This is a genomic window from Paenibacillus sp. FSL R5-0519 (assembly GCF_037974275.1).
In the GTDB taxonomy this organism is placed as follows: Bacteria; Bacillota; Bacilli; order Paenibacillales; family Paenibacillaceae; genus Paenibacillus.
This window is the reverse complement of record NZ_CP150234.1, coordinates 3,695,962-3,713,846: the sequence shown is the minus strand read 5'-3', so window position 1 is coordinate 3,713,846 and position 17,885 is coordinate 3,695,962. Positions and strand designations below refer to the sequence as shown.

6 protein-coding genes are annotated in these 17,885 nt (G+C 46.8%); all 6 read left to right on the top strand.

All coding sequences use genetic code 11. From position 1 onward, the window contains the following. The first annotated feature begins 69 nt into the window (after positions 1–69). The 6 genes from MKY73_RS16575 to MKY73_RS16550 all read left to right on the top strand — a co-directional run bounded on the left by MKY73_RS16575 (position 70) and on the right by MKY73_RS16550 (position 17,880). A complete protein-coding gene (locus MKY73_RS16575) occupies positions 70–7,572 on the top strand; it encodes a fibronectin type III domain-containing protein (protein WP_339302672.1) in 7,503 nt (2,500 codons plus the stop codon). Between the two features lie 126 nt (positions 7,573–7,698). After that, on the top strand, positions 7,699–8,409 hold the full coding sequence (gene treR / locus MKY73_RS16570) for a trehalose operon repressor (RefSeq protein ID WP_339260842.1): 711 nt from the start codon (positions 7,699–7,701) through the stop codon (positions 8,407–8,409). 173 nt (positions 8,410–8,582) lie between these two features. Continuing rightward, on the top strand, positions 8,583–11,921 hold the full coding sequence (locus MKY73_RS16565) for a DUF5107 domain-containing protein (protein ID WP_339302671.1): 3,339 nt from the start codon (positions 8,583–8,585) through the stop codon (positions 11,919–11,921). A gap of 52 nt (positions 11,922–11,973) precedes the next feature. Continuing rightward, positions 11,974–14,340, top strand: coding sequence for a beta-galactosidase (locus MKY73_RS16560; RefSeq protein WP_339302670.1), 2,367 nt, complete (start codon positions 11,974–11,976; stop codon positions 14,338–14,340). A 359-nt stretch (positions 14,341–14,699) separates the two neighbouring features. Continuing rightward, complete coding sequence (locus MKY73_RS16555; RefSeq protein ID WP_339308640.1) at positions 14,700–15,632, top strand: glycoside hydrolase family 5 protein; 933 nt, start codon at positions 14,700–14,702, stop codon at positions 15,630–15,632. Between the two features lie 178 nt (positions 15,633–15,810). Further along, positions 15,811–17,880: a bifunctional aldolase/short-chain dehydrogenase gene (locus MKY73_RS16550; protein WP_339302669.1), complete on the top strand. Its 2,070-nt coding sequence runs from the start codon at positions 15,811–15,813 to the stop codon at positions 17,878–17,880. Positions 17,881–17,885: the final 5 nt, after the last annotated feature.

Here is a 17,885-nt window from a genome sequence, read left to right as displayed (position 1 = left end):
CCCAACTTAGGACATCGTTCCTTTGTTGGGGTGCCTCCTTTTTTTGTGTGCCAAAAAGGAGAGTAGACGTTGAAGAAATCAGGAAAACGTGTGAAGAAACAAGCGGAACAGCTAACCAAGGTGGTGCTGGCATTTGCGTTATTATCACCTCAAGCCCTGTTGCTTGAATGGGGAACAGCCACGGTAATGGCTGAAACGGTTGAAACGATCGGGATTGTATCCGACACGTCCAGCATGAAGGCGGTTCAGTCCTCCAAGGTGAAAGTGGAGATGAACAGTGACGGAAAATACAGAATTGTATTACTGCCAAACACAAATGTATTTTACGGTGGTGATACCGGGAATGTGTCCACCATTATCGACCACAACGGATCTCCCGTGAACTTCAAATCATTGCCGCTGAATTATTACCGCATTAACAATAATGTGATTGAAATGTCGCGGCAAAAGGACAATGTGGAATACATTTTGCGTGTATCTATTGTTAATGCCACCTCACAAGGTGGATACATGAAGGTTGAACTTGAAGCTATTAATCGAAGTGGAACGGCACTGAATTTGGGTGGAACATTTTATTGGGATACGATGGTGAATGGCAATGATGCTTCTCCATTTGAAGTTATTGAGAATGGATGGCGCAATTACAGCGGGGGTGTTCAGGTCACGGCTTTTTATGCCAATACGTACAATGTTGTGAATGCAGATCGCATATATATGGGCCAGTACAGCAGCCCAGATAGCGCACAGCTCACGGGAGGGTCTTCACCTTCAGCGTTCACTCCAGGCCAGACCGTAACGGCGAGTGATACAGCCGCACAATTTTGGTGGGACGCTAAGGCTACAGCGAATCAGGCTTCACGCAAATTTTCAACCATTGTGGGGATCGGCCCCAAAAATGCTCCACCTTCGTTTACCTTAACAGCACCTTCTTCAGGTCAAACCTATTACAAAGGCGAGCAACTTCAGATCTCCGGTACAACGAGAGATACGGATATAGGTGACCTGTTGACTGTGAAATGGTCCATTGATAGCGGGTCCGAGAATATTCTGACCCAGATGACCGCAACGGGTTCTAATCAGTCTTTTAACACCAATTACACATTGCCTGATACCCTGCCAGATGGCACACACACATTACAAGTATGGGTTATGGATGACAAGGGTGGGGTGTCCTCAGCAGGGACCGTTAACTTTACGGTAAGAAGTTTTGTAGTGCCAGGAACGCCGACATATACATTGGTTAATTCCAATAACTTGACGGTGAACTGGGATAAGAAGGCGAATGATGCATCCGTTACGTATGAACTGAAAAATATGACGACGAATCAGATTGTGGATACAGGTACAACAAACAGTCGGCAGGTGACTGGACTCACACCGAATACCAATTATTCTTTTGCCGTACGGGCCAAAAATTCAAGCGGTTCCTACACCGGTTACTCCAGTCCAGCTTCCAAGTATACACTGGCCAATCCACCCGTTGCTGCGGCTGTGACACAATCAGGTAACTCTGTTACAGCGAGCTGGAGTAATAATAGCAACCCTGACGGCACTCAGTACAAAACCGAAATACGCAGTCCAGGTGGGCAAGTTCTCGCAACGGGAACAACAACTTCCACTCGTACAGCGTTTGCCCTGACTGGACTCGCGGATGGAAAATATGAAGTATTTGTGGCGGCACTGAATGGTGAAGGGATACAGACCCCATTTATATCCGCTGGAGAGATGATGAAAGATACGACGGGCCCAACTGCTCCTTCTGTTACACTCACGCCATCCTTATGGACCAAGGAAGATGTTCTCGTCACAGTTGAAGAGGGAAAAGATGCCTTGAGCGGAACCCAAAAGACTGAAGTTAAAGTCGGTCTGGCAGGAGAATGGCGTGAATACAGTGCTCCCTTTGCCGTAAGCAGTGAAGGCAGCACAACGGTTATGGCGCGCAGTATGGATGCATTTGGTAATACAGGACAGGAAACGACTGTGACTGCCAGGGTAGATCGGACGGCACCAACGCCACCTGTCATCTCGTTGAATCCACCCGAATGGACAAAAGCGTCCGTAATTGTGACATTAACGGAGGGTACGGACGCAGCAAGCGGTATTGGTCTGACACAGTATAAGCTGGGAAGCGAGGGGGAATGGATCGACTACAGGACCCCTTTTACACTCAGTGAAGAAGGAATAACCGAGATTTTTGCACGAAGTGTCGATCGGGCTGCCAATGTCAGTGCTTCCACTTCGGCAACAGCCAGAATCGACAAGACCGGGCCTGAGCAACCGACGATAACGTTAAGTGAAGAGGATTGGACGAATCAGGATGTAACTTTTGCAATAACCAGTGGTGAAGATTCAGGCAGTGGGCTTGTCAAAAGCCAATATCGACTGAGCGAAGAAGGTCCCTGGATCGATTACACGGGCGAAGTGACGGTTACCGATGAGGAAGAAACGATCGTATATGCACGCTCACTTGATCATGTAGGCAATATAAGCACGTATGCTCAGGCAACGGTTCGAATCGACACGACAGCTCCAACCGAGCCGGTAATTCGTTTAAGTTCTGCTGGATGGAGTAAAGAACATGTGCAATTTACGATCGATGGTAGTGTGGATGAACGAGCGATATCCTATGAGTACAGCATGAATGATGGTCCGTATATGGCAGGAAATAAGGGTACAGTAAGTATGAACGGGGCTACCACGATTCGGGCCAGAGCAAGGGATGCCGTTGGCAATGTGAGCAAGGAAGTCAGTCGAATCGCCTATGTGGATCAGATGGCTCCAACGATTACTTTTGCACCGAACGGACATGTCTGGACGGACTTGGACATATCCACTACCATTCAGTATGCAGATGCCCACTCAGGCATTCAGGAACTGGAACGATTCTATCAAGTTACAAACAGTGCAGAATCACCGAATCATTGGCATGAAGCTCGCTCTGACGAGCAAAAAATATCCATCGAATCGGAAGGCATATGGTACATCCATGCGAAAACCATGGACAGAGCAGGTAATACATATGAGACAACATCATCACCTTACCATATTCAACGCAAGCCCGAGCAACCGAGTCATGTGAGAATGACACAGATTACTGAGACATCAGCTGAACTCACAGTGGATTTGCCAACAGGGGAAAGGTATACCAATGGATATCAGTATGAGATAACGAATAAAAGCAACGGACAGTCATGGACACTGGAATACCCCAACCACAGTATAATCGATCAGTCCCTAAGCGGTGGTCAGGTCTACGAATACGAAGTTAGAGTAAGAAACCATACCGGAGTAAGTGAGGCAGTAAACGCTCAAGTATTAACGATCCCGGCAGCTCCCGGAACGTTGCACGTTCGAAAAGTAGATTCCCAGCCCAATTTGGCCGAAATTCAATTTGATTCAGTAAGGGGAGCAGATGCTTACCGCATCATTGCTGCTACTCCGGATGGGTCCACCGTGTATGATCAGACGGTATCTGATCCTTCCAACCTTTCCTATATCAGCAACCTCGTCCCAGGGACCATGCATAACATTTCGGTCACGGCAATGAATGAGAGTGGAGCAGGCGGTAGCAGTAGGACCGGATTTCTCACACTGCCGGCAGTGCCCGGTGAATTCATGGCTGTTCAAATTCGGGAGCATGATATTTCATTAACATGGGAGACGGTGACCTCTGCAACGTATTATGGTCTTTCACGTGATGGAGCAGCCATATACGAAGGGGAGCAGACAGAGTATTTGGATTCAGGTCTGGATAGCGGAACCAATTACAGCTATGCGTTAATTGCTGGAAACGAGACAGGGCCCGGGCCTTTGGCGGAATTACCTTTGCTCAAGACGTTACCAGGGCAGGTGTCCGGTTTACAGGTATCAGATGCTTCCACAGCGAGCCTTCGTCTGAATTGGGAGGCAATACGAGGAGCCGATCACTATGAGTTATGGTTGAATGGAGAGAAGTCGGGAACGGTTGCTGCCGGAACCCAGGAATGGGTATTTGCGGGATTGAGTTCGGGAACATCTTATCAACTGGATGTACAAGCAGTGAACGAAAGTGGACAAGGTATGCGAAGTTCGGTGTCAGGAACAACGCTACCCGAGAGCCCATCGGGACTTCATGTTGTTCAAGTAACTGAACAGGGAGCGATCTTGAGCTGGGAGCCTGTAGTTGGGGCAACGAAATATCGGGTGGTCATCAATGGACAGAGCCATGAGATATCAGATACACAACTGTCAGTTCACCATCTGTCAAGCAGTCGTGAGTATACCTATGAAGTACAGGCGGGCAATGCTGCCGGGTACGGTGCATCCACCCGTAGTACGATTCTTACGCTACCTAGCAGGCCGGAAGGACTGAATGTCACATGGACTGGTGAAACAAGTATGGGACTTGCATGGCAAGCTGTAGATACGGCGAATCTCTATATTGTGAAAATCAATGGCATAGAAGTGGGCAGAACAACAGAACTGGCCTACACGGCTGATGAATTGTTGCCAGGTACAGAATACACGTTGGAAGTTCAGGCTGTGAATACTTCGGGTTCGGGTGAGACAACACAGCTCATCCGATTGTCCAAACCTGTGTCGCCTGACGAGATAATTGCAGACCCAGCAGTACATCGGGCAAAAGTTTCCTGGTCGGTCGTGGAAGGTGCCGCTGAATATGTGATTGAGCAGGATGGCAAAGAGATCTATAGGGGAATTGAGAATGAAGCCACGATTACAGGGCTCCAGGATGGAACGTGGCATCACTATCAACTATGGGCGGTCAACAGACAGGGGACTCGTTCTGAAGCGACAGATGTATCGCTGCTGACTTTGCCTGAGAAACCCGCTAAGGTTGCCGTATATGATGTGGCCAAAAATAGCCTTGGTCTGGATTTCAGCAACACAGGTGTCCAAGGGGCAGATCAATACATCATTGAACGGGATGGGAGAAAGATTGCCCAAATGGATTCAACTGAAACCCAATTCGTGGACAAGGATCTGTCGCCAGGAACGAAATACACTTACGTGATTCGGGCAGTCAATGCGAGTGGAATGAGTGCGCCGCTTACTTTCAGTATAATGACTCAAACTTTGCCATTGGTTGCAGAAGGGATCATAGTGAACGCTGGAACACATTCGGTGGATCTGGCTTGGGAAGTCGTTAAGGGAGCGGCTGCATATGAGATTCGCAATCGGGTAACGGGAGATGTGCAGAGCGTGTCTGAACCGTCTGTACACCTCAGTAGTATGCTGGATGGTACAGCGTATGAATTCGAACTCGTTGCAATTAATGAAGATGGTCATCAGTCAGAGTCTACTCAGATTCAGGTTTTAACGAAACCTATATCCCCTCAGACGGCAGGCATAACACACATCACAGATCAGACTGTGGTGCTGGATCTGACTGGAAGCTCTACACGGGGAGCAGATCAATTCATCATTATGCGGGATGGCGTTGAAGTCGCTAAGGTTCCAGCAGATCAAAGTTCATTTGAAGATCATGGTCTGACACCAGGAGAGCGTTACCTGTACACCATCAAAACATCGAATGCAACGGGTGAGAGTGATTCTGGTTTCGAAGTTCACGTACGAACGTTGCCTGCGACCATTACTGAACCCTTACATGCAAGTATGATTGGGGAAAAAGAGGGATTAATTTCTTGGCCAAAGGTACAAGGTGCAGAGGGATATACCATACGGATCGGAGATCAGATGTTCACCACGATTGACGATGGTGATATCACCGAGGTGAGATTAACTCATCTGGAGAGTGCAACCCGATATGATCAGGTACAGATTATTCCTTATAATACGGCTGGTTCAGGAAGCCCAGTGACCGTGACTCCTTTTTACACCTTGCCTCATGTGGATTCACTTGAAATGCAGATATACCCGGAGACAGACCATGCTAAATTGGAGTGGGACTTCCCTTATGGGAACGAAACATTCGTTGTATTACTGGATGGTACAGAACTATACCGTGGCGAGCAAAAAGAGTTTATCGTTGATCAACTGGATGCAGGTAAGCAGTACCTGATCGAAATCTACACAGAGAATGAGCAGGGAGATACATCGGGGATGAAGGCGTATTCTGTCCTGACCAAGCCGGCAGCGCCTGCCAAAGTGGAGTATCATTCGGCGAAGGACCACATTCGTCTTCTATTGGAACAGAGCCGGGTTGAAGGTGCCGAGCAGTTCATCATTGAGCGTGACGGTGTGGAGGTTGCTCGTGTTCCTGCTGACGAAATGTTCTATGACGACAAGGAACTTGAACCGGGCGTGAACTACAGCTATACAGTCAAGACCATGAATGCTTCGGGCAGTAGTGATGGTGGTTATTACCTTCATGCAATCACTCTGCCCGGTAGTGCTGCTTCACCTCCTGTAGTAGAGGGGCGTTCAATGCATGGTGCAGACATTGTGTGGGAACTGATTCCTGGTGCTGCGGGTTATCGAGTCTATCGAAATGAAGAGCTTGTGGGCACGACTGCGGAGACATCGATACATGTGCCTGAATTAAACAGTGCAGAACGTTATACTGACTTTGCCATCATTCCATATAATGAGGCAGGGGAGGGAGAGGCGCTCCAGGTTCCGGAATTCGAGACGTTGCCTTCCGAAGATCTGACAGTAGCAGCCGTAGCGCAAGGCACAAGTACGATTAAGCTAACTTGGGAACTGGATTCAATGAATGAAGTAATTGTGATCACCCATAAAGATCGTGAGATATATCGTGGAACACAGCGCAGTTATAAATGGACAGGACTAAACGCTGAGCAGCACTATGAGGTGGTCGCATGGACAGAGAATTCAGCAGGTGAACAAAGTGAGAGCAAACGGGCAGCAGCCATGACTTTTCCGTATCCACCATCCGCCTGGAGTGGTGGCGGTGCAACCCCAAGTTCAAATGGTACATCGGAACAAGCCGATGAGTTGAGTTCACAATCTGAACCCGCTAAACAACCTGATTTGCCTGCGAAAAAGAATATCAAATTTATTGATATTAGCCAAACCTTCAATAAGGATCAGATTACCTGGCTTGCGGAACAAAATATCATTCAAGGTGTGAGTGAAACTCGCTTCGAACCGCGCCGTCCGATCACGCGTGCAGAGTTTACCGCATTAATCGTGCGACTGATGGGTGTGGACACAACGGTAAATGAACAGCATGGATTTCAAGATGTGAATGATGAGGATTGGTTCGCTCCTGAGATTGGGGCAGCCGTTCACCATGAGATGGTTCAAGGTATGGGGAACGGCAAGTTCGCTCCGTATGCGCTGGTAACACGTGAACAGGCATCCAAGATCATAGCCAATGTGGTTCGTAAGATCAGACCGGAACCGCTGACTTCCCCAAGAGCATTTACCGATCAGATTGATGTATCCGATTGGGCCAAAGAAGAAGTGCAGGAGCTTGCAGGTTTGTACATGATTAACGGATATGAAGACGGCAGCTTCCGTCCCATGCAGCACTTAAGCAGATCCGAAGCTGCAGCACTGATCTTCCGCTTAAACAAGCTGATTCAAGTCATGAATGAGAAGCATACAGATCAGGTGGAGAAAGCGTCAGCGTTGGATCGTCATATCTAGGTGGAATTGAATTTTGGATGTGATACTGCAATCATCGCCAGTAATGACATTACCGCTTGATTGGTTTTTAATGCTATAATAGTTGCCAATATGATAAAAAAGGGTAATGAACAATGGTGATGAATAATGAATAATAAATTTATCCGAATATATGAGGATATTGCAGATCGTATTCGGACCGGAGAGATTGAGGCAGGCACATTGCTTCAATCGGAACTGGATCTATCGGAAAGTTATCGAACATCTCGAGAGACCATTCGCAAAGCGCTGAAAATGTTGTACGAAGAAGGTTATATTCAGAAGATTCAAGGCAAGGGCTCGATTGTACTGGACATACGCAAGATCGATTTTCCCATCTCTGGTCTGGTTAGCTTCAAGGAACTGGCCAAAAAAATGGGGCATCGCGCTCAAACGTATGTGAAGGTTTTTGAAGAGCAACAGGTCGATCAGGCGTTGCACAAGAAAATTAACTTTGGTCTGAATGAACAGGTCTGGGAGATCAGACGTGTGCGCAAAGTGGATGGAGAGCATGTCATACTGGACAAAGATTATATCAGCCAGCGGCTTGTTCCCGGACTCAGCAAAGAGATCTGTAATGATTCCATCTATGAGTACATTGAGCAAGAGCTGGGGCTTTCCATTTCGTTTGCCAAAAAAGAGATTTTGGTGGAAGAACCTACCGCAGAAGACAGGGAACTGCTTGACCTTGAAGGGTTCCATAATGTGGTTGTGGTGAGGAGCCAGGTGTACCTGGAGGATGCCAGTCAATTTCAGTATACGGAGTCGAGGCATCGACCGGACAAGTTCAGATTTGTGGATTTTGCACGCCGTAGATAAGTGAATCAAGATCAATCAGAGAGTACCTTTCACTGCTTAATTGGGTGGATAGGTACTCTCTTTGATTATAAGGGAATCCGAAGATCGTCCATCAAGAACCGCTTAATGTTAATGTTTTTCCTGCATGTCGGAGCGTATGATCATAATATATACGAGGCCGAGGAGTGAGGGAATTGAATCACGTGACAGCGACATCAACTGTTCGCATATGGGAAGAAACCAGAGATATCCTAACCTATGGTACAGGTAAACCGGACAAAAATCCGATGTTTCTCGAAAAGAGAATCTACCAAGGAAGTTCGGGTAAGGTGTACCCGCATCCTGTGATCGACAGCATTGAAGATGAGGCCAAAATGAAGTCGTATCGCTTAATTATTCTCGAAAATGAATATGTACGTATCGAGATGATGCCCGAACTGGGTGGACGGATCTATCGTGCGCTGGATCTTACTAACGACTATGATTTTGTATATTATAACCGCGTGATTAAACCTGCACTAGTAGGTCTGGCAGGGCCATGGATTTCCGGAGGAATCGAATTCAACTGGCCACAGCATCATCGGCCCAACACATTTGGTCCAGTCGATTATACATTTGGCAGTAATGAAGATGGAAGCGCTACCGTCTGGGTGGGTGAGATTGATCGCATGTATGGTACCAAAATGACCGCCGGCTTCACATTACATCCCGGCAAAGCCTATCTTGAAATCCATGCCGAGGTATACAATCGCACTTGCGCTCCTCAAACTTTTCTATGGTGGGCCAACCCGGCTGTAGCCGTCAACGATGATACGCAATCCGTGTTTCCACCGGATGTAACGGCTGTGCTGGACCATGGAAAACGGGACGTATCCCGCTTTCCCATCGCAACGGGCACCTATTACAAGATGGACTATTCCGGAGGTGTGGATATCTCGCGATACAAAAACATACCGGTTCCAACATCCTATATGGTGTATAAGTCGGATTATAATTTTGTAGGAGGTTATGACCACGGGGTTCAGGCAGGCCTGCTGCATGTAGCCAATCATCATATTTCTCCGGGCAAGAAGCAATGGACCTGGGGGAATGGGGAATTCGGGCAAGCCTGGGATCGCCAGTTAACGGACGAGGATGGACCTTATATTGAATTAATGACCGGGATCTATACTGATAATCAGCCTGATTTTACGTGGTTGCAGCCCTATGAAGCCAAATCATTTTCGCAGTATTTTATGCCTTATAAAGGAATTGGCATGGTCAAAAATGCAACGATTGATGCCGCAGTTAATCTGGAAATGGACGAAACGAACGGAGCGGTAACCGTGATGGTATATGCGACGTCAGTTTTTGAACAAGTGACCATTGAAGTGATTGGACCAACTACGGTATATCTCCATGAGAGATGCAATATCTCACCTACGCAACTATATCAGTCTTCATTCCCGTGGAGCGGGCAAGATGAATGGCATCAATTGAAGTTAAGTGTTCGAACTGCGGAAGGAAAAGTACTTGTGGCCTATCAGCCTGAACGTTCTGAGATTCAGGAAGTCCCAGACCCGGCCACACCACTCCCACTACCATCCGAGATTCGTACGAATGAACAACTATATCTGGCTGGTCTTCATTTGGAGCAATATCGGCATGCCACGTATGAACCAGAACCTTATTATTTGGAAGGCTTGAAGCGTGATGCAACGGATATTCGTCTAAACATTGCGTATGGCACATTGCTGCTGCGGAGAGGTCTGTTACAAGATGCAGAGAAGCATTTCAGACAGGCTGTACAATCGTTGACGTGGAAAAATACGAATCCATATGATAGTGAAGCTTTTTACCAACTCGGTCTGAGTTTGAAACTACAGGGGAAACAGGAAGAAGCCTACACGGAACTATATAAAGCCGTATGGTCCGCACAGTTCCAGGATACGGGTTATTACATGCTTGCTCAGATCGATACGGCGCAACATCGGGATGTCGAAGCACTGGATCACATCGAACGTTCACTGATCCGTAACACTAGAAACTACAAGGCTAGGCATCTGAAGATGGCTCTGCTGCGCAGATTGGGTCAGGATAAACGGGCCGTCCAATATGCGGTTGAAACGTTGGAGCTGGACCCGGTTGAGTTTGGAGCCGCACATGAATTAGCCCTGATTTACAGCGGAGCGACTGCACCTTCAGAGAGAGAACAAGCGGAGCAAGCACGTGAACATTTTCATCGTTTGATGCGGGGAGACGTTCATAATTATCTAAACCTAGCCGCAGATTACGCGGATTGTGGGTTGTGGGAAGAAGCACGGACGGTACTATCGTATGTTGAATCCGAAAATTTACAGCCGTATCCTATGGTTGGTTATGCTCAAGCCTACGTGCATCGCCAACTGGGGGATCTGGTGCAGGCCCAGGAATGTCAAAAGCAGGGGAAAGCTGCTCCAACGGATTATTGCTTTCCTAACACGTTATTTGAATTCATGGTGCTTCAGGATGTGGTGGCCATTGATCCGAATGATTCGCATGCTCACTATTACCTGGGAAATTGGTTATATGATCATAAACGCTATGAGGAAGCAATTACCCATTGGGAAGCTTCACGCGAGGAGAATGCTGCATTTTCGACTGTACATCGGAATCTGGGACTGGCTTATTATAACAAGCTGAATCGCCCCGATCTTGCACTGGCTTCATTAGAGGAAGCATTCCGATTGGATTCACGGGATGCCCGAATCTTCTACGAGTTGGATCAATTGCACAAGAAGATAGGGTATTCTTGCGGGCGTCGAATCAAATTGCTTGAACAGCATATGGAGTTGGTTCGCCACCGTGATGATCTGTATATTGAGTGGGTAACTTTATTGAACATGCAGGGTAGCCATCAGGAAGCCTGGGATGCTCTTCAGGCACGGCGGTTTCATCCATGGGAGGGCGGAGAAGGCAAGGTTACAGGACAGTATGTTATAGCACTGACGGAACTGGCGAAGCAATATTTGGTTAAACAACAACCTGAGCCAGCATTGGAGCTGTTGCAGAAGGCTTTGGTATACCCGGAAAACTTAGGTGAAGGTAAGCTAGCGGGAGCCGCAGATAATTCCGTTTACTTTTATCTTGGCTGTGCCTACCAGCTACTGAAGAATAATCAGGCTGCAGAAGAGAGTTTCAATAGAGCATCGATCGGTCTTAATGAACCTTCAAGCGCGATGTTTTATAATGATCAACCGCCGGAATCCATCTATTATCAGGGTCTGGCCTGGCAGAAGCTTGGCAATGTGAAGGAAGCCAACAGGCGGTTTAACAAATTAATTGACTATGCCGAAAGACATATGCATGATCACATCCGAATGGATTATTTTGCGGTATCTCTGCCCGATTTCCTGGTATTTGATGACGATCTCAATCAGCGTAATGAAGAACATTGCAAATACATGCGGGCATTAGGGCTTCTTGGCCTTGGTCGGACAAGTGAAGCCGAACTTGAATTGGATCGGGTTCTGGAGAAGAACCCCAATCATCAAGGAGCAGTCATCCATCGATAGTTGTTAATCGATTCAACCTTATCTCATCTATACCGAAGGAGTTATATAACCCATGAACGATAGTATAGCAGGAAGCCAGATTCGTTTCGTACTGGATGCAAAAGATAAAGAGATTCGTGCGGGTCGCATGACGGGTAGTGGCGGCAAGAATCCACGAGGGGAGACTTATGATTTTACCAACTATTATATGGTCCATAATGATAAACCTCATATTCCCGTGGTAGGTGAATTTCATTTCTCCCGATTCGCTTACTTGCAGTGGGAAGAAGAATTGCTGAAGATGAAGGCAGGCGGGGTGAACATCGTTGCTTCTTATGTGTTCTGGAATTTTCACGAGGAGCAGGAAGGCGAGTTTAATTGGTCAGGAAACCTGAACTTGCGGCACTTCGTGGATCTGTGTGGCAAACATCAGCTGCCACTGATCGTGCGGATTGGTCCATTCTGTCATGGGGAAGTTCGTAATGGAGGCATGCCAGATTGGTTATTCAGTTATCCATTTGAAGTGAGATCGAATGATGAAGGGTATCTGTATTATGCCAAGCGATTATATCGTGAGATTGCCCGTCAACTCAACGGCTGTTTTTATCAGGAGGGTGGCCCCGTAATAGCTGTACAGTTGGAAAATGAGTATATGCACGCTGGGGCACCCATGGATGCCTGGGGTTACACACGTGAAAAATACATTTCCTCTGGCCGGGACGGTCGTGAACATCTGAAGGTGCTTCGCGGTATTGCCGAAGAAGTTGGTATGCATCCCATGTTCTATACTGCCACGGCCTGGGGTAATGCTGCGGTGCCTGAAGAAGGAACGTTACCCATGCTCGCGGGATATGCGTACACACCATGGATTCCCAATCAGCCTCCAAGCCGAGAGTATTTATTCCGGGATCTGCATATGAATCCTGTTGAAGAAGTGGATTATGACAGTCCGGAGTATCCTGCGGCGTATTGTGAACTTGCTGGCGGCATGCAGGTCAGTTATCACGCTCGGCCGATTGTGGATGCGGACAGTGTTGAGGCAATGACCATTGTGAAGCTGGCAAATGGCAGTAATCTGGTTGGATATTATATGTATCACGGTGGAACCAATCCGGTGGGGCAAAAAACGTATATGAACGAACAGGCATTGCCGAAAATGACTTATGATTACCAAGCCCCGCTCGGGGAATTCGGACGTATCGGTGAGTCGTATGACCGCATTCGAACCTTGTCCATGTTCCTGGAAGCTTACGGTGAGCTGCTTGCACCCATGGGTAGTGTTATACCGGAAGATCAACATGCGATAACACCGGAGAACACGATGGATCTGCGCTGGTCTGTTCGTCAACAAGAAGGTTCAGGATTTCTGTTCATGAACAATTATCAGGATCATATGGTTTTGCCTGATCGAGATATACAATTGCAGCTGCATACTGGCAAAGGGGCTGCGTTTTATCCAAGAGAAGGCACGATGCAGCTGAAATCGGGCATGGCAGCCATTCTGCCTTTCCATATGAATCTGGATGGAATGAAGATCATTAGTGCTACCGTTCAGCCACTGACCCGATTTATGGTAAATCAGGAGCTTACCGCTGTCTTTTATGCCCATGATGGCATGACGGCTGAGTATGTTATTGATGCAACATCTGTTACGAATGTGGATATGCCCGAAGGTGCAGTATCTAAGCAGAGAAATGAAGTTGTGATTCACCCGATTGCAGGCAAGGACCATCATCTGCAAATCACAACATCGGACGGTATGGTCATACGTATCATTACATTGACCCGTGAAGAGGCATTGCATACCTACCGTTTCCATCTGGGCGGAGAAGAGAGACTTGTGATTAGCAGCAGTCATCTGTATGTGCAGAATGAGATGCTCATATGCAACTCCCTGGAGCAACCAGAGTTTGAGGTATCCTTCTATCCGGCTCCAGAGCATGTTTTACCTTCTAAATATGCTGTGTCATCCCAGTCAAAGCGGGGAATATTCGGTACGTACACATTCCAGGTTTCGTCTTACGAGCCTGCTGTAGAGGTTGATTACCCGAAAGAGTATGCTGCAACATTGAGATTGGATACAGCGTGGCCGGAACAAGTAGATGACGTATGGGTTGAGATTGATTATGAAGGAGACGTTGCAGCAGCACATATTCATCATCAGATGTTAACAGACCATATTCACTATGGGCATAACTGGATGCTTGGTTTGAAGCAATCCCGTCATTTGCTGGCCGATCATGCGCTTCGTCTGTCCATAACTCCAATTCGAAGAGGAACGACTGAGAGTTATGTGAATCAGGCTTATGTAGAGCGGTTTGAGGGTGTGGAGATCGGGAAGTTTAATGAGATTCGGGTAATACCACATTACCGGGTTGGGTTGATTATAGCAGGTAGGGAAGACACTTCTTCAAAATCAAAGAGTACAATAGTTAACTGACATTTATAATACAGAGGGTTCTTTCTCCGAACGGGTGTGAGGGGGAAGAGCCTTTTTGATGTGGTGTTTAAAAAGAAAAGATTGCTATTCAATGGTAAAAAACACTTGCTTAGTAAGCGTTTTCATTTTATTATGAATTCATAACCTTATCGATAAGGTTTATTTTTTGGAAAATAACTTAACCTTAGTAAGGTTAGTCTTTATTTGTTTGTTACCCGTTAAAACGTCTATTACCAGCGATTTTAGTTAACTTATTGCCTAGAGCAGGGTTAATTGAAATAAAAAAATCCAATTCAGGAGGTTGCAAACGAATGGTTAATCTGAAAAAGTGTACAATCTTCACGATTATTGCTGCGCTCATGTTCATGGCATTGGGGAGTGCAGCCCCCAAAGCATCTGCTGCCACAGGATTTTATGTAAGTGGTAATAAGTTGTATGATTCCACAGGTAAACCTTTTGTCATGAGAGGTGTTAATCACGGACATTCCTGGTTCAAGAATGATCTAAACACCGCGATCCCTGCAATCGCCAAAACAGGTGCCAATACAGTACGTATTGTTCTATCGAATGGCAGCCTGTACACCAAAGATGATCTGAACGCTGTTAAAAATATTATTAATGTGGTTAATCAAAATAAAATGATTGCTGTACTTGAAGTACATGATGCCACAGGGAAAGATGACTATAATTCACTGGATGCGGCAGTGAACTACTGGATTAGCATTAAGGAAGCTTTGATTGGCAAAGAAGATCGGGTAATCGTTAACATCGCCAATGAATGGTATGGTACGTGGAATGGAAGCGCGTGGGCTGATGGTTACAAACAAGCCATTCCGAAACTAAGAAATGCCGGAATCAAAAATACGCTAATTGTGGATGCAGCCGGATGGGGACAATACCCTCAATCCATCGTCGATTATGGACAAAGTGTATTTGCAGCCGACTCTCAGAAAAATACCGTCTTCTCCATTCATATGTATGAGTATGCTGGCAAAGATGCTGCAACGGTCAAAGCCAATATGGAGAATGTGCTGAACAAGGGATTGGCTCTGATCATTGGTGAATTCGGGGGATACCACACGAATGGTGATGTGGACGAGTATGCGATCATGAGATATGGTCAGGAAAAAGGAGTAGGCTGGCTTGCCTGGTCATGGTACGGAAATAATTCCGATCTGAACTATCTGGACATGGCCACAGGTCCAAACGGAAGCTTAACGAGCTTTGGCAACACCGTAGTTAATGATACCTATGGTATTAAAAACACTTCCCAAAAAGCGGGTATTTTCTAATCCGCCGGTGAAAGAGAGCACTCTGACGTTCATGTCAGGGTGTTTTTTTAAATAAAACGACTCTATCGTTGTTACTTTTGAATGTTTCCGTTTTGTTTTAAAACATTTTGTTTTCAAAATAAAACAAAGATGTTAAACTCGTATTAGGAATAAAACAAACATTATCGGAGGGAAACAAATGGTACAGAGTTTATGGAATGCATCACAGGCATCTGAGAAAACGACAGGACTTGAACAGCTGGTTTATAGATCCAATCTCATTGGTTCTGATCGCAGTGTATGTAACATATACGGTGGTAATACGTCTACCAAAACGACGGTAAAGGATTTTCGGGGTCGTGATGTAGAAGTAATGTATGTGAAAGGCAGCGGTTCAGATCTGGGTTCCATGGAAGCCAAACATTTTACCGGACTTGGGCTCGAAGATATAAAACCATTAATTGAACGTGAATCCATGTCGGATGAAGAGATGGTTGAATATCTGGGACATTGCATGATTGACGCCAAGCACCCGCGTGCCTCCATCGAGACTCTTCTGCATGCGTTCCTTCCATATAAACATGTGGATCATACTCATCCGGATGCGATCATTAGCCTGTGTTGTGCCGATAACGGCAAGGAGTTGGCGAAAGAGATCTACGGTGATCGTTTTGTGTGGGTGCCTTACGTACGTCCAGGGTTTACGTTATCTAAAATGATTGCTGAAAGCGTATTCTCGAATCCCCATGCCGAACTCGTACTGATGGAAAAACACGGACTTGTGACTTGGGGAGAAACATCCGAGGGATGTTACGCTCAAACGATCAAGATTATCAATGAAGTAGAAGCTTTCATCGAAGCACGGGTGAACGAAGAAAGTCTGTTTGGTGGTGTGAAGCACCCGGCACTTGCCGCTGATGTTCGTCGTCAGATCGTATCACGTGTGATGCCAACCATTCGTGGGGCGGTATCGGATAGCAAAAAAATGATTCTGTCCTTTGATGATCAAGAGGACGTACTTGCTTTTGTAGGCGGAGCAGATTCCTCGGAATTGTCTCAAGTGGGTGCAGCTTGTCCGGATCATCTGGTACATACCAAAGTGGTACCTCTGTTCATCGATTGGACACCGGATGCGGAAGATATCGAAGGTTTAAAAGCCAAGCTGGTAGAAGGTGTAGCTGCCTACAAAGAGCAATATCAGCAGTATTTTGAGAGCAACAAAAACGAAGGTGATGTCATGTTCGAGGCGGCACCACGCGTTATCCTCATTCCTGGTGTGGGCATGATCAACACAGGCAAGAGTTGGGCGCTTTCCCAAGTAAGCGGAGCATTGTATCACAGAGCGATTGCCGTTATGCGTGGAGCGACTAGCTTGGGTCAATTCGTATCGCTCAGTGCAAACGAGTCTTACAATGTGGAGTACTGGCCGCTGGAACTGTACAAATTGTCTCTGGCTCCGGCAGAAACGGAGTTCTCCCGTAAAGTGGCGTTTATCACAGGTGGAGCAGGCGGTATCGGAAGTGAAACAGCGCGTAGATTGGTATCAGAAGGCGCACATGTGGTGCTTGCTGATCTCAACCTGGAGGGCGCACAGAAGGTAGCACAGGAAATTAATGATCAGTACGGTGCGAATCGTGCTTATGCGCTGAAAATGGACGTGACCGATGAGGAAGCCGTTCAATCTGCTTATGCTGATGTTGCGGTGCAATACGGCGGAGTGGATATCATCGTGAACAATGCAGGATTGGCGACGTCCAGTCCATTTGACGAAACGTCTCTGAAAGAATGGAACCTGAACATGAATGTACTGGGCACAGGGTATTTCCTCGTGGCTCGTGAAGCGTTCAAGCTGATGAAACAACAAGGTATTGGGGGAAGCATGGTCTTCATCGGCTCCAAGAACTCGGTGTATGCAGGTAAAAGTGCTTCTGCTTACAGTTCAGCGAAAGCGCTGGAAGCCCATCTGGCACGCTGTATTGCAGCAGAAGGTGGAGAGTATGGCATTCGTGTCAACACGATTCTTCCGGATGCCATTCTACAGGGGTCAGCCATCTGGAACGGTTCCTGGAGAAATGAACGGGCAGCGGCATACGGAATTGAACCGGATCAATTGGAAGAGTATTACCGCAAACGCACGACATTACTCGTGAACATCTATCCAAGAGATATTGCGGAAGGAATTGCCTTCTTTGCTTCTTCCAAATCCGAAAAAACAACCGGTTGCATGATGACCATTGATGGCGGTGTACCGGCAGCATTTACACGTTAAAATAG